This is a genomic window from Paenibacillus agaridevorans, assembly GCF_003112455.1.
Lineage (GTDB): Bacteria > Bacillota > Bacilli > Paenibacillales > Paenibacillaceae > Pristimantibacillus > Pristimantibacillus agaridevorans.
The window spans coordinates 26,194-40,630 of the sequence record NZ_BDQX01000011.1 but is presented as its reverse complement, the minus strand read 5'-3'; the positions used below and the strand labels follow the sequence as shown (position 1 = coordinate 40,630).

Below are 14,437 nucleotides of genomic sequence, written 5' to 3'. Positions count from 1 at the left end.
AACTAAGTTATCTTTTTTTAGCTGTACAATAGACAAATAACCCTTCTATAGTCGAAACAATAGAGTCGACTTATTGAAGGGCTAATGTTTACTAATTAATTATTAAATAAGATCCGTTGAAAAAGTAGACAGATATAAAGGCTCGTCCTTTGTAATTACAACATTCTCTTCCACCCTTATTCCCCACTCACCTGCCCGATAAATTCCTGGCTCAACGGAAGTGACCATCCCTGCCTGCAATACATCACATGACTCGGGATGCAGCATCGGAACAGGCTCATGATATTTGAAACCCAAACCATGACCGGTCAAATGAATAAACCCACTTGCATACCCGGCGCCTGCTATAATCTGCCTCCCCGCCGCGTCGACAGCAGCTCCGGTGTTTTCCTCCCGCAATAGTGGACGAATTTTCCCCTGTGCCTCCATAATGGCTCGATACGCATTCAACTGCTCATTTGTTGCAGAGCCAACAGCGCGAGTCCTCGTCAAATCCGCCCAATATCCATCGGCAACAACCGCAAGCTCCAGCACAGCCATGTCCCCTTGTTGAACCTCCTTAACGCTGGAAGCCGGAAATGGACTATACGCTTGCGAGGAACGTTTGCCAGTCATCAACTGCGCCCATGCGCGGACATGCTGCATGCCTTTATAACCAAAGCCATAACGAGCAATTTCCGCCTCCACTGCCGATGAAATATCGATTTCCCTTACGCCGCGCTTCAGCATATCTACAAAAACAGCTAACCCGCTCTCGGCAATCTCATGTACAATTTGCAATTGCGCAATATCATATGGACTTTTTATCGCTCTCAATGCGTTCAGTATACCTGTAGCATCCAGTAAATCCGGTCCTTGAAAAACGGCCTTTATCATTGCTGCCGTTCGTTGCGCGGGAATGGTAGGCTCTGCGGAATTCATAGGCGGTGCAATGGTTTCAAAACTGGCCTCATACCCGATTTTTTTACCTATCAAATCAAATTCATCTGCAATTTCTCGCAACACAACAGTCGTTTGTTCATATATATCCCCTGAGGATAACGTTCCATAAGGAACAAATCGCACATCTTTAATCCGGTTTTTTATCATGTATTGCTCCTCAAGGTCAGTTACGATCAAAACCGGGTTTCCAACCTGAGGACAAACTACACATCCAATTCCGCTAACCGGCCAATAGCCTGTCAAAAAAAGCACGTTTTCCGGCAGCCTGCATATGACCGCGTCCAATCCCGAAGCTTTCATTTTATGTTGGAGCTGTTCGTAACGATCTATTGGAAATCGCCTCCTCGCTAAATGGGTAGCACTAGGTGATATGAACTTGTAGCCACCAGCTTCTTGTTTCTCCTCCTGCAAGAATGGCACATTTCTGACAAGCGTAGGATTCCTCCAGATTATCCAAAAAACCGGTTGCTGGTTCCAAAGCAATGTGATACTCTCCATCCCAGCCGCCTGCATTGATCCAAATACCCAAATAAGGCAATTGAGCAGGATCAAATGTCATCTTAAACTGTTCGCCGGTTATCCGATCTCTGACCAAACACCAGCCCTCCATGAGAGGAGATGCAAGATATAGCTTCTCCGCTGCATTCGTGTGCCGAGCCGGCATATTCGACAGGTCGATCATCTTGCCCGAGCAGTCCGTTGCAAGCGGCCAATTATGAATCCCACCCCGTTTTCCCAACCGCTCATTTACTGAAAAACTTGTAATAGCCTTGTCAATGCCGATAGGAAGCTTAATCTCAAAGGAATCCGATCCCGCAAGAATCGGATGTGGAGCCCAAATATAAGGAAGGGGCTCTTTGCTGTAATTGGTTAATTTATAGTTGAATTCCACGCTATTATCGCTAATGCAAACGGTTTTTTCCAGCCTGTACGGCCATATATTTCCGTTAACGTATAGACGAATGCCGTCGGTTCCTATCTGGCTGAAAGACCAGGGGAGCGACCATACTTCACCATGATCGGGCACTGCCGTACCCGCAAGATACGGTCCTGGGAAATTGCAGGCATCAATAGAGGGGAACAATTCATCCCAGCCGCAGCGATCCCAATCTCCCCAAGACGTGCCTGGTACAGGGCGTCGAAACACTCTCCCAGAAGGGCGATCCATCCATTCCCTCCCCGTGCGTTTATTTACTAAGGAGTAGATCTTGCCACCCAGCTGAGGTAATATTTTCACCATTAAATCATCGTTTTCGATAACAACGGCTTCAAACGACTGCTCTATCTGATATGAAATCAATATTTGCCTCCTTCCCTCGCCTGATTGTTTAGTTCTGCTTGGACATCCATTTGTCGTTAACCGGAGCAAGCGGCGGTTCCCCCCGAAGAACGCGAACAGCTTCCTCTGCCGCCAATTTCTGCAGTCGAGGCAAAGAAGCCTCAGAATAATAAGCCATGTGCGGCGTAATAATAGCCTGCGGTGCATCGATCAATGGATGATTGTCCTGTGGTGGTTCCTCCTCCAATACATCCAGACAGATCATGCCTACATGTCCGGACTCCAGCGCTTGCTTGGCCGCCTGCTCATCTATTAATCCTCCCCTGGCTGTATTGATCAACACGACACCCGTCTTCATCATCGCCATAAGCCGAGCGTCCACGTAATGATGCGTATTCGAGGTCAAGGGAATATGCAGCGAGATGTAATCCGATTGAGCGCATAATTGCTCCAGTTCTACTAACTTGATATTTAATTTATCCGCTAAATCCTGGCGAAGCCAGGGGTCATAAGCGACAACTTGCATGCCAAATGCCTGTGCCCGAACGGCAACCTTTTGAGCGATATATCCACAACCAATAAGGCCAAGCACATGACCTGCCAGACTATAAATAGGACGTTGATTGATGAAGTCCCAATTTCCATCCTGTACCTGACGAGAAACGCTCACCAGTTTGCGGGCTGCCGCTAACATCAAACAGAAGGTATGATCGGCTACTTCATCTCCGCAATAGTGAGGAACATTGCATACATAAATGCCTTTAGCAGCTGCGGCTTCCAGATCAACATTATCGACTCCGATGCCATAGCGTATAATAACCTTGCACTTCTCCAATTGAACAATTGTATCCTTCGTTATCTTTGCATATTGGACAAACAGCACCTCAGCATCTCGAGACAGTTCGCCAATCTCCTGCGGATCTAAACTTTTAATTTCCTCTAACTCAACGCCAATCTCTGCTAGCAGCGCCTTTTCTTGATTCACATTTGGAAACCCATGTGGCGTAATAACCGCTTTCATTTATATCGCTCCCATTTCTCGAATAAAAACTGTCGACAGTTTTTATGATATAAAAAGGCCTCCTAACTGTCAAGATTCGCTTTAGGAGACTTCTCAGCGGTTAAATCAAAGTCTCCTTCCTTATCTCCTTAATTCGGGTAACCATTACTGATTCCGCTTCATTTAAATGCTGCTTTATTACTGCACAAACTTCGTCGTATCCGGAATTGCTCATTAGCAGTGATATCATATTTTGATGCTGCTCCAAAATGGATTCCGCTCTACCGTTGCTCTGATTGGTAATTTGTAAAATGGATTTTATAACTTCCTCTAATCCGCTCCAGGCCTGAATCATTGACTTATCGTTAGACAAATGTACGATTTTTTTATGGAATTCCATATCATACTCAGAAAATTGCTCCGAAGAAATATAGCTTTTCTGCATTTTATCTAACAAGATCTTAAACTCGTCTTCTGGCAACGCCCTTTGATCATGATGTATCCATTTTTTTATCGATTGACTCTCCAGCATGAACCTGAACTCAAACAGGTTGTGAATATCCTGAAATGTAAAATGACGGACGCATACTCGTCCGTTGGGCAAACGTTCTGCAAAACCCTCCCGAATGAGATGCAGCAACGACTCTCGAACAGGCGAACGGCTTGTACCGAACTGCTGCGCTAAATCAGGCTCAGCCAAATGATGTCCATCCGGCAGCTCTCCCAACAAAATTGCCCTTCGAAGATACTTCGTAATCGTGTCACCCAACACATCTCTTCTGATTTTTTCCATCTTTATTTCCTTTCACCTTTTAGGTGAAGTCTATCATAAAAATCTTTAATTTGAAAACGGATTTTACTCTACGCTTGTATGCGAATTGACAGTCATCGTGATTTTCTATAACATAAAACTGTCGACAGTTTTTTATTTTGAGATGCAAATGGAGGGGTAGAAAATAAAAGCTCTTGTTTATAACGGTCCTGAACAATTAAGCTACGAATCCGTAAAGATGCCTGAATTACAACACGGAGAAATTTTGCTTCAAGTATCCTCTGTCGGAATATGCGGCAGCGAGCTTGAAGGATACTTGGGAAAAAGCAGCGTGCGTCATCCCCCGCTCATTATGGGACATGAGTTCTCAGGAATCGTTACAACGAGTCGAGGTACCGATATCGCCTTTAAAGAAGGGGACTTTGTAGTTGTCAATCCCATGTTATCCTGTCAACGATGCCATTATTGTCTGTCCGGACAAGCAAATGTGTGTCGCAAGCGTACATTCATTGGGATTGACCGCCCCGGAGCATTCGCTGAATACGTGGCTGTACCCGCCCATCAAGCTATACTTGTTGACAAAAAAGTGGATGCAGCCGTCGCTTCATTAGCGGAACCCGGCGCTGTATGCCTTCATGCGTTGAATCTATTTGCAGAATCTCCTTTTGTGCCGTTGTTCATTATCGGTGCTGGCGCAATTGGTATTCTCACCTTGCAAATCGCTAAAGCCATGGGTTTTGGGCCGATATATATAACTGACAGCAACCGTAATCGCTTGGATTATGCGCTTGCAATTGGAGCAACAGGGGCATTTACACCTGATGAGCTAAAGAAAGAAGCCTTATTGATTCAAATGAAAACGGGGTTCCCTATTGTAGCAGATTGTGTAGGGATTACGGAGACACGCAAGCTCGCAATAGATGCTAGCGAACCAGGGGGCACTGTGCTTTTTATCGGGCTTGGACACAATGACTCGCTACTGCCTATTAATCAAGCAATACGTAACCAACTGAAACTGCTTACTTCCTATTCCTATTCGGCAAAGGATTTTAAGCAATCCTTGCAACTCCTTGTGGATGGTATGATTCGTACCGATGGCTGGAGCACTGCTGCCCCTTTATCGGAAGGCGCACGCATATTTGCTGATCTGGCAGGACAGAAAATTACAAAAAGCAAAGTATTTTTGATCCCTTAACCATAAAGTCCTTTTGATAGAAAAGGTAATCATAATCCGATTGGGATGAGGTGGGTATTGTGTATCGATTTTCAAATAAAGTAGCCATTGTAACCGGTGGAGGCACGGGTATCGGCAGGGAAACCGCTATTCGCCTGGCTTCGGAAGGAGCCAAAGTAGTTACTGCAAATAGGTCCGAACAAAATGCCCAAACAACATTAGCCAGAATCGAACAGAATCTCGGTACCGCTATGTTCGTTCCTACAAATGTCGGCCTATCAGCAGACATCCGAAATTTGATTAATATAACTATAGAAGCTTATGGAAGACTAGATATCATCGTTCATAGTGCTGCAATTGAATCTTTAAATAACGTTGTCGATCTGCCCGAAGAAGAATGGCAAGAAACCATCAACACGAACTTAACAAGCGCTTATCTGCTTGGCAAATATGGAATCCCTCCCATGATAACCGGCGGTGGCGGCAGCATCATTAATGTAGCTTCAGTTCATGCTCATGCCACTTTAGCCAAACATTCCGCTTATGCAGCATCCAAAGGCGGAATCTTGGCCCTGACCAAAAGTATGGCAATTGATTTTGCTAAGCAAGGTATACGCGTAAATGCCGTTTTGCCAGGAGCAACAGCCACATCCATGCTTGACCGCTGGGCGACAATAGAAGGAAACAACGCTCCGAACCCTCGGGAAGACTGGAAAGACTCACAGCCGCTAGGCCGCATTGGCGAGCCGGAAGAAGTGGCAAACTTGATTTGTTTTCTGGCCAGTGACGAAGCCAAGTTTATTATTGGCAGCGGTTTGGTCATTGATGGCGGCATGTTGGCTGAGCTGTAAGCCATCATCTCGCGAGGAATCCCTAAATCAAATCTAAAGGAGCAGTTGTATATGAAATTTATAAACTTTATTCATAAAGATGAGATCCAACTCGGGATTAAAACGGATCGAGGTGTCCTTCATGTATCGGAAGCCGCTAACCATTGGGGCGCCAAGAACATGCCTTTACATATTCATTATGTTATTGCGACTTGCAGCTCCGCACCTCGCAATGGATGTTAGGTAAAATTTGCGATCATTTTTCCCCACTCGGACCCTATCTGGTTACAGCTGATGAAGTCGGCAATCCCAACCAGCTTGAGATTAAGTGCATCGTCAATGGGGAAGTGCGACAGCACTCCAACACCTCTGATATGATTTTCAAATGCGATGAAATTGTCAGTTACATCTCTCAACATTTGACTCTCGAACCAGGCGATATCATATTGACGGGTACCCCTGAGGGCGTTGTTCTTGGTAATCCGCCAGAAGAGCAAATCTATCTCCAACCGAACGATGTCGTAACCATTGAAATCGAAAAGCTGGGTTCGTTGACGAATTGTATGGTAGAAGAAAAATAGAAAAAACTCGATCACAGGAGAGTGCATGAGGCAGCAACCGAAAAGTGAGACAGCTCTAATCGCAGAAAGCCGTCACCGAACCAGGAGTGACGGCTTTTACGGGGCAAGTCGTTGAAAGGATCGGGAATCGTCGTTTTTTAGCTCAGCCTGCTCCGGCCTCGTTCTCGCAAACGCTATTGCTTAAAGTTTCATATTGCTGCTATGTCCGGGCGACAGCTTGGCGTCCGGATCGATGTAGACTTTTGCGTTGTTGATGGCAGTCGGCGCTTCTCCGAAGCCGACGGCGATCAGCTTCAGCTTGCCCGGATAAGTGGATATATCTCCGGCCGCGAAGATGCCGGGAATGTTCGTCTCCATCTTCGTATCGACAACGAGCGAACCGCCTTCGACGACAAGTCCCCACTCTCTGATCGGTCCCAGGGAGCTGACGAAACCGAAATTGACGATGACCTCGTCGACCTCGACCAACGTCGTCTTTTGGGTTTTCACGTCGGTCAGCTCAACCCGCTCGATATATTCCTCACCGTGAAACGCCGTAATCTCGGTCGGAACGACGACGTTGACTTTGGATTGTAACAGCATCTCAACGCTATGCTCATGAGCCCGGAATTTATCGCGGCGATGAACGAGAGTCACTCGCTCCGCGATAGGCTCGAGCATCAGCGACCAATCCAGCGCGGAATCACCGCCTCCGCTAATGAGCACTTTTTTGCCGCGGAATCGCTCCAAATCTCTGACGAAGTAATGAAGATTCGAATTCTCGAAGCGCACCGCTTCCTCCAGTTCTAGCCTGCGAGGCTCAAAAGCTCCGACACCTGCAGTTATAATGACGGCTTTCGATTGGTGAATTGCGCGATCCGTGATGATCTCAAACGATCGTTCGCCGAGTTTGCGCACAGCCAATACCTTCTCCTCCAGTCTGACGTCGGTTCGGAACAGCTCCATCTGCTTCTTTAAATTATCGACGAGCTCCTGGGCTTTCACTTTCGGGAAGCCGGCCACGTCGTAGATGTACTTCTCCGGATACAATGCAGCGAGCTGGCCACCGAGCTGCGGCATGCTCTCTATTAGCGTAACAGACATCTGTCTCATGCCGCCGTAGAAAGCGGCGAACATGCCGGATGGACCACCGCCGATAATGGCTACGTCCGAGTTCGTGATGATCTTTTCGTACATTCTAATACCTCCGAAGCTATTCTTTATTCTCTATTTGCATCAACGCACATGCGTATCAGATCATGATGATATGAACTTTGATTTCTTCCGTGAAGGTTGGGGTAATCTAGCAAACCCGGTCGAGCTTCGACCGGGTTTCCTCTTAAACCAATGATTTTTTCATCTATTCGTTCATCCCTTGCTCACCGTCACACCACAACGTTATATCCCTTTTTCTGAATGGCTTCCTCAATATCGGAAATCTGAACTTTTTCTTCGTCAAACCGAATATCGATCGTGCCCTGCTCAAAATTTACATGCCCTTCAGCTCCGATTGCATGGATCGCGCTTTCGATTCTTGGAACACAAGAACGGCAATTCATGCCTTGTACTTGAACGGTTGCCTCTTTCATTGTTTTCACCTCCTTTCACGTGGCTTCCTTAATCTGCGGTTACATAACTGCCGGCCCGTTTGTTTCCCCTGGCTTAGGCGAACGGATAAACAGAATGGCCAGGATAGCACCTGCGAAAGCGAAAATCCCTGACCACAGGAACGCTTGCTGAAACCCTTCGTTTAATGCAGTAACCGGGTCAGCACCAGCTTGGGAAGCTGTACTTGCTGCAGCAATCGCAGCCATGATGGCCAGACTTATCGCTGAGCCGATCTGATAACTTGTATTGGCAAGACCGGATGCGAGCCCAGCCTCTTCCGGCTTGGCTCCCGACATGGCAGCCATGGTAGCCGGAATATAAGCAAGCGACATACCGAGCGCGCCTAGCAATGCGGCTGGAAGTATATGTGTTGCGTAATTACCATCAACCGGCGTGTTTGTTGCGAAAAGCATCAACGATCCTCCAAGGGCGATCAATCCGATGACCAAATTGGCTTTCACGCCAAACTTTCCGATCAATTTGCCGGAAATGAACATCATACAGATGGCAGTGAGTACGGTCATAGGCAACAAACCGAATCCGCCTGCTAAAGCAGAAAACTTCAATACTTGCTGCATATAGAGATTAAGGAAAAACCATAACGGAATCCATCCGGCGGACAGCATAAAGAGTGCGATATTACCTGCAGCCAAGTTTCGCGCCTTAAAGATCCCAAGCGGAACAAGCGGTTCTTTTTTTACGGCCTGAATGATCAAGAACAGGATAAACAATGCGGCCCCCGAAATGAGTGTCCATAAGGTGGTCTGCGCGCCCCATCCATTGTGTTCTGCAGTCACAATGCCATATACCACCAATACCAATGCTGCCGTTACGAAGATAGAGCCGATAACATCGATGCTTCCTTTTCCTCGTACCCCTTTCGATAAAATTCCAGGGGCTACAAGCATGACGATGATACCGACCGGTATGTTAATCAGAAATGTCCATTCCCAGCTTAACCACTCGGTTATGACACCTCCTAGAAATACGCCAGCCGATCCGCCGGCAGCAGCCGAAGCGCCCCAAAACCCTAATGCTTTTCCTAACTCCTTGGGGTTGCCGCTAAACAACATCATGACTATGGTTAATGCTGAGGGGGCAATTAATGCGGAACCGAATCCTTGCAAGGCACGCCCGATGTTAAGCGACTCCTCGTTCCAAGCCAAGCCCGCAAGCAAAGAGGCCAACGTCAGGATCGCAAATCCCCACATGAACATGCGCCGCTGCCCAAACAGATCGGACAAACGACCCCCGAGTAACAACAAGCCGCCAAAGAAAATGACATATGCATTAAATACCCATTGCAAATTAGCCTGTGAATAGCCTAGAGCTTCTTTTATTGCGGGCAGCGCAACCCCAATAATCGAGGTGTCCATAATAACCATAAAGTTTGCCAAGCATAACAAAACCAGTGCTTTCCAACGCTTTGGATCCGGTTGAGAAAGAGCTTGATTCACCATAAATATACTCTCCTTGTAAAGTATCTTTTTGAAAACCTGCTGAGTCAGTTTTACGAATCGACAAGAAAATTTTGAAAGTGAATTTGCTCCGACGGCCGTCAAAAGCGAGATCAAAATGATTCCAAAAGTTTCACTTGCCGACAACAATATAGTATAGGCCCCTACCCTATTTGTCAATTTGTTTTTTTAAACTCCGTGAAAGCCCAGAGAATGAATTGGTCGGACATAAACGACACTATTCTTCGATTTGTGTCTGTTAGGTTTTTCAACCTGTTGTTCACAAGTCTGGGGGTTGTATAATTTCCTATAACAAAAAAGCCGACTGCGCTGAACACTCAAGCGTTCAGACAATCGGCTTTATCTGCCCTGTCGGCAGGTTGTGGCAGGATCTCTATTAGGTTTTGTTTTTTACAATATTTCTTTAGTTAACTTGATATCCATCCAAGGTTGCCAATTAGAATCGTCACTTAATAATTCCCATTTCCCCTTTAAGGTGTTACCATCATTGCTGAATTCGCCCGTAAAGCGTTCCAATTCGCCATTAATCGTCCAGAAACGATCTTGTAGATTTGCTAGGTAAGCACCTGCGTTTCCTTGATTGTCGAAAGAACGAGTGAAATACGTCTTTTTCGAAGAATCATAGCCGATGATCTCCGTTGTTTTGACTACCTCATTCCCCATATGTCCATCCACTTTGTGAATAAGGAAAAACCCCCCAGGTAGCCATTCGTAAGTGTCCACTGCAATTAGTCTGGCTGCAGGGCTGGATGAAGTAGCCTTAATTTCCCCTTCCGTATTCCACTTACCGACAAATATCTCTAGAAGTCTGTGTTCAGGACCAGGAACAGGTAAATGCTGTAGATCTTGGGTTTTGTCATTCATTGTCATGAAATTTTCCTCTTTTCTTTGTTTTCATAAGTTTATCTTTGCAAAGCATTGAACCCTTGAATGTCTTTGAAATTGACCTGTATTATCACCCCCAGAATAGTGTTTTTAATTGTGCAGGCCTATTATAGCAAAAATATCCATGCATCATTTCTCATGGATTGCTGTTTAGGATCATATTTACTTATAAGTTATTCGATTGAGAAACCTTTCCATCAATAGTGGGAGCGAAATTAAAATTGGAGGATCGTCCAAGAGAGGAGTATAGAGCATAACTTTCTGAAAAGGTACGGGTTTACCTGATTCGATTATGATAGGATCTTTTGTTCTAGTTCGCAACGTGCTGTGTGGGAGTATGAAGTCTACGGTCTGCGACCCCCAAGAAACGGATGTAGCCATAAGAAAATACGACCCCGGTTTGACATCTGTGAAGCAAAAGTCACCTAGCTGCCGCAGTAATGTTCCATATAAAGGCAAGCCTTCTGGAATTGGTTTGGGAAATAAACCAACAAGTACGATACCAGCAAAAGGAATCTCTGCTTTAATGTTACCCTCTAATTTAGCATATTGGGATCGTTTATTAATGGATACTTCCCAATTATTAAATTGATGTAAGGAATGTAAAAAATGTTCTGACATCACTGGTGAATTTCGAAATTCTGATGGCGTCATCCCCACTCGTTCAGTAAATCGTGTTGTGAAGGTTCCAAGACTGCTTTGTCCAACTTCCAATGAAATATCGCGAACACTCAGATTCGTATGTATTAATAAGTCCTTTGCATGTTGTAATCGAAGGGTAGAAACATAATACTGAGGTGGAACACCCATTCTTTCCTTGAAAATTCGAATGAAATGGTAAGGGCTGTAGGCTGCATAACGAGCCAATTCGGTAAGAGAAATGGGTTCGTAAATATGTTGTTTGATGTATTCAATTACTTTATCGATTTCTACATACTTTCTCTCCACCCTTACACACCTCGTAACATTTGGTCATAAAACATAATTTCAGAATACTACAATTGTCACAGCACCTCGAATCCCCCTGAAATTGCAGGAAATATTAGTAAATAGACTTTGTCGAAATCGTTTCACAACCGTTAAATAACGCAAACTTGTGAAAACAATCGTCCAAGGCTGATCGCAATTGCTTGGTTTGCTTTACGCCGTTCTCATACCAAATGTTTTTAACGGCGAGCGTCCCGACTTTTCGCTCCGCGATTACCTCGGCTCGTCCTATAAAGCTCTCTCCGAATAATAGCGGCAGCACATAATAGCCGAATTTACGTTTAATTGCCGGCGTGTAAATCTCCCAGGTGTAATCGAAGCCAAACAATTTGTTGATTAGTTTTCTGTCCCACATCATATTGTCCAGCGGGGCAATCAGCTCGCAACGAAATTCCGGCGCCGGATTTTGCAGGACGGCTTCAATAAGCGGCAAATCTTCCGCGCGGCAGTACAGCATATCCTTCATTTGTTCCACGGTAACAGCAATAATGCGAGCCTCGTGCAACAACTGGCGGAAAACTTCGTTGCGCTGCTCTGTCTTCAATCCCCATATGTTCAGCCAGGCGTCGGATGCGCGATTCCATAAAAGGCCAACAGCGCCGATCCGGCGCAATACCCGCCACTTGTGATGCTCGAGCTCGTCAGGCAGCGGCTCCGGCGCATTCAGCAGATTTGGCTGTATGTACTTCTCGGCGATATCGTAATACTTACGGGTACCCTTTTTGTGATGGATAATCAATTCGCCTGTCGAGTACATCTGCTCCAGCACCGACCGGGATGTGTTGTTTCCGCCGCTCCAGTGGATGGCCGATTGCCAAGCGAAATTTCCCTCTAATTTCAAATCATCCGAACTAACCGCACCATGATCTTGAATATGTGCCCGTACTTGCTCTGTCAAAGCTTCCATTTCAGGATAGCGCACGGCATGCTGCCTTGCGGCTTGCCTGTATCGCTCAAAATACGGCCAGTCCTCGAGAGGGATAATGGCCAGGTTCTTATCGGGATAGTCGACCAGACTTCTATCTTTATACAGCAACTCGTCGAGCATGCTTTTGGTGAATCCTTTGATTCGCGACTGCAGTGCCAATTCGGCGTTTTTTCCGCAAACATCGATGGGATCGTATTGAATACAGCCGACCTGCCGCACAAAATCCAATACGCCCTGCTTTCCATTAAATTGATATTCGCCCAACAGCCCGTGCTTCAATAACAGAAATTGCCTTGCTTGGCGGTTCGTCAATTGAATCATGTGCGCATCCGCTCCTCTTTCTATTTCTTTCGGGATCGCAATATCATAGGGAGAAACTATAAATTACTCCGAGATCTATTGTACCATATATTGGATACCCATATCCCGCCATTCATCAAGACAGCGGCTGGATTGGTCGTATCGATCGCCACGCATCGACCGGTTCTTGAATCCGTGCAACGTATTACGACCCAACTAGATTTTCACTCCACTGGCAAAGCCTAAATATTCTCCCAATATACGCTCTGCATACTTTTTCATTACAATTGTAACGGTGTTGTCTTTAAAACATAGGGTAATTCTTAAATGTACAAAGTAATCATCTATAATCATTGGATTAATATATAATGTATTTTCATCTTTCCATGCAGCAGCAGCTATACAGTCAGAATCGTATACAGGAAACTTTTGAGCAATTGTTTTTCCAAAACCGAAGACTATCTGTTGCTTGCCATCATCATTTTCATATTCCAATATCCCCTCTCCTTCATGGAAAACTACTCTTAATTTAGTTATGTTCATAGGATTATCCGTTAATTGATACGTATTTCCGTTTATACTTTCTATAACTGGAGAAGATGACTGTCCTTCCGGGAGCAGGATAGAAAGATTGCTTGTTTTCTCGAACAATTCCCGAAATGATTTTTCGTCTGACATCAATGGAACGTCTGAAAGATGCGGATAGATTTCATTCCAGATTGCATTTAAAATAGTTTGCAGGCCATCTGGATTCGGCTGAGTGTCTGCCGTAGTAACAATTAGCAGATCCTTGTCCGGCAAACATACAGCAAGCTGCCCCCCCATTCCCTGGAGAGAGAACCCATTATTACGAGTTCTCCAAAACTTATAACCATAACCTTGCTGATTATCAATATAATTGAAAGTCGAGTTTGTGGTATCTATTTGATAAGATGTTGCAGCTTTAATATAATCCGCAGGAATTAACTGCTTGCCGTCAAAATTCCCCTCCTGCATGCAAGTTAATGCAAATTTCGCAAGATCACGCGAGGTACAAAAAATGGCTGAACCCCCGTTAGAGACTCCTAATGGCGTTTTTAGACAGTAAGCATCTTCCGAAAAACCGATTGGAGTAAGTAGACGAGGATGCATATATTCAAGCAAAGACATCCCGCTTACTTTCTCTATGATTGCGGTAAGCGTAATTGTCGCAGAAGTATCGTACGAAAAAACAGTACCTGGGAGATGGGTTGGCGGAACCGTAAAAAACGTCCTCACCCAGTCATCATCATCAACTTGCTTGAAAGTAGTCTTTTCATGAGCTGATGCCATCATTAGCAGATCACGAATAGTCATTTTTTCTATATAAGGATGCACTCCCTTAAGGGGAAGCTTTTCAGGGAAAAATGTAATGACACGATCATCCAGAGACAGAAGTCCTTCTCCTTCCATTAAACCGATTGCAACTGAAACAAAGCTTTTACTTGTAGAATACATACGATGTTTTTTGTCAACTGTAAAAGGACTCCAGTATCCTTCCGATACTATTTTTCCCGATCGCAATATAATGACACTGTGCATACACAAGTGGTTAGCTTCTAGACATTTAATAAAATTAAGTATGGAGGATGATGGAATACCCTCCTCTTCGGGGATACCAGTCGGCAACAAGTTCTTTTCTGCCACTCCAGACATTCTCTGTCACCTCTTCATTA

The 14,437-nt window shown here is 45.2% G+C and carries 13 protein-coding genes and 1 pseudogene; 3 read left to right on the top strand and 11 right to left on the bottom strand.

Annotated features, from left to right (window positions below):
- Nucleotides 1-102: 102 nt before the first annotated feature.
- The 4 genes from PAT3040_RS00500 to PAT3040_RS00485 form a co-directional block, all read right to left on the bottom strand.
- A complete protein-coding gene (locus tag PAT3040_RS00500; protein WP_258234770.1) occupies nt 103-1,362 on the bottom strand; it encodes a M24 family metallopeptidase in 1,260 nt (419 codons plus the stop codon).
- Entirely contained in the window at nt 1,304-2,242 is a 939-nt protein-coding gene (locus PAT3040_RS00495) for a DUF5107 domain-containing protein (RefSeq protein ID WP_181376359.1), read from the bottom strand. Before PAT3040_RS00495 ends, PAT3040_RS00500 begins: the two co-directional genes overlap by 59 nt.
- Before the next feature lie 28 nt (nt 2,243-2,270).
- Complete coding sequence (locus PAT3040_RS00490) at nt 2,271-3,242, bottom strand: C-terminal binding protein (protein WP_108991085.1); 972 nt, start codon at nt 3,240-3,242, stop codon at nt 2,271-2,273.
- A 100-nt stretch (nt 3,243-3,342) separates the two neighbouring features.
- Nucleotides 3,343-4,014 (bottom strand): GntR family transcriptional regulator, encoded by a 672-nt coding sequence (locus tag PAT3040_RS00485; protein WP_108991084.1) that lies wholly within the window; start codon nt 4,012-4,014, stop codon nt 3,343-3,345.
- 217 nt (nt 4,015-4,231) lie between these two features.
- On the opposite strand from PAT3040_RS00485, the gene PAT3040_RS00480 reads away from it, so the two are divergent.
- The 3 genes and pseudogenes from PAT3040_RS00480 to PAT3040_RS00470 form a co-directional block, all read left to right on the top strand.
- Nucleotides 4,232-5,188 (top strand): alcohol dehydrogenase catalytic domain-containing protein, encoded by a 957-nt coding sequence (locus PAT3040_RS00480; RefSeq protein ID WP_108991083.1) that lies wholly within the window; start codon nt 4,232-4,234, stop codon nt 5,186-5,188.
- A gap of 59 nt (nt 5,189-5,247) precedes the next feature.
- Nucleotides 5,248-6,018: an SDR family NAD(P)-dependent oxidoreductase gene (locus PAT3040_RS00475; protein WP_181376358.1), complete on the top strand. Its 771-nt coding sequence runs from the start codon at nt 5,248-5,250 to the stop codon at nt 6,016-6,018.
- A 182-nt stretch (nt 6,019-6,200) separates the two neighbouring features.
- Nucleotides 6,201-6,578, top strand: a pseudogene (locus tag PAT3040_RS00470) (fumarylacetoacetate hydrolase family protein); the annotation flags it as partial.
- A gap of 180 nt (nt 6,579-6,758) precedes the next feature.
- On the opposite strand, the gene PAT3040_RS00465 reads toward PAT3040_RS00470, so the two are convergent.
- The 7 genes from PAT3040_RS00465 to PAT3040_RS00435 form a co-directional block, all read right to left on the bottom strand.
- On the bottom strand, nt 6,759-7,754 hold the full coding sequence (locus PAT3040_RS00465) for an NAD(P)/FAD-dependent oxidoreductase (RefSeq protein ID WP_108991081.1): 996 nt from the start codon (nt 7,752-7,754) through the stop codon (nt 6,759-6,761).
- Between the two features lie 188 nt (nt 7,755-7,942).
- Nucleotides 7,943-8,146, bottom strand: coding sequence for a heavy-metal-associated domain-containing protein (locus PAT3040_RS00460; RefSeq protein ID WP_108991080.1), 204 nt, complete (start codon nt 8,144-8,146; stop codon nt 7,943-7,945).
- Nucleotides 8,147-8,185: 39 nt separating this feature from the next.
- Nucleotides 8,186-9,772: an MFS transporter gene (locus tag PAT3040_RS00455; RefSeq protein WP_258234767.1), complete on the bottom strand. Its 1,587-nt coding sequence runs from the start codon at nt 9,770-9,772 to the stop codon at nt 8,186-8,188.
- Between the two features lie 261 nt (nt 9,773-10,033).
- Nucleotides 10,034-10,513 carry a DUF1579 family protein gene (locus PAT3040_RS00450; RefSeq protein WP_108991078.1) on the bottom strand — a complete coding sequence of 160 codons (480 nt, stop codon included), beginning with the start codon at nt 10,511-10,513 and terminating at the stop codon, nt 10,034-10,036.
- 177 nt (nt 10,514-10,690) lie between these two features.
- A complete protein-coding gene (locus tag PAT3040_RS00445) occupies nt 10,691-11,476 on the bottom strand; it encodes a helix-turn-helix transcriptional regulator (protein WP_108991077.1) in 786 nt (261 codons plus the stop codon).
- Between the two features lie 94 nt (nt 11,477-11,570).
- Nucleotides 11,571-12,764, bottom strand: a complete 1,194-nt coding sequence (locus PAT3040_RS00440; RefSeq protein WP_108991076.1) for a winged helix-turn-helix domain-containing protein — start codon at nt 12,762-12,764, stop codon at nt 11,571-11,573.
- Between the two features lie 195 nt (nt 12,765-12,959).
- Complete coding sequence (locus tag PAT3040_RS00435; protein ID WP_108991075.1) at nt 12,960-14,417, bottom strand: serine hydrolase domain-containing protein; 1,458 nt, start codon at nt 14,415-14,417, stop codon at nt 12,960-12,962.
- Nucleotides 14,418-14,437 lie beyond the last annotated feature (20 nt).